This window comes from Pseudoxanthomonas sp. LH2527, from assembly GCF_022539275.1.
GTDB lineage: Bacteria > Pseudomonadota > Gammaproteobacteria > Xanthomonadales > Xanthomonadaceae > Pseudoxanthomonas_A.
This window is the reverse complement of record NZ_JAKZBW010000063.1, coordinates 1-369: the sequence shown is the minus strand read 5'-3', so window position 1 is coordinate 369 and position 369 is coordinate 1. Positions and strand designations below refer to the sequence as shown.

The 369-nt window shown below is 65.3% G+C and carries 1 protein-coding gene; it reads right to left on the bottom strand.

What is annotated here, in order from left to right; all coding sequences use genetic code 11:
* A partial coding sequence (locus tag MMG85_RS18570; protein WP_241047347.1) for an EF-Tu/IF-2/RF-3 family GTPase occupies window positions 1-369 on the bottom strand: 369 nt, incomplete at both ends.

The following is a 369-nucleotide window of genomic DNA, read 5'->3' as shown; positions in this document are numbered from 1 at the left end:
CGCCTTCCGGCAGCGTCACCGCGCCGGTGATGTCGGTCGTGCGGAAGTAGAACTGCGGACGGTAACCCTTGAAGAACGGGGTGTGACGGCCGCCTTCGTCCTTGCTCAGCACGTAGACTTCGGCTTCAAACTCGGTGTGCGGGGTGATCGAACCCGGCTTGGCCAGCACCTGGCCACGCTCCACGTCGTCACGCTTGGTGCCGCGCAGCAGCAGACCGGCGTTGTCGCCCGCCTGGCCCTGATCCAGCAGCTTGCGGAACATTTCCACGCCCGTGACCGTGGTCTTCTGGGTCGGACGGATACCGACGATCTCGATTTCCTCGCCCACCTTGATCACGCCGCGCTCGATACGGCCGGTCACCACGGTGC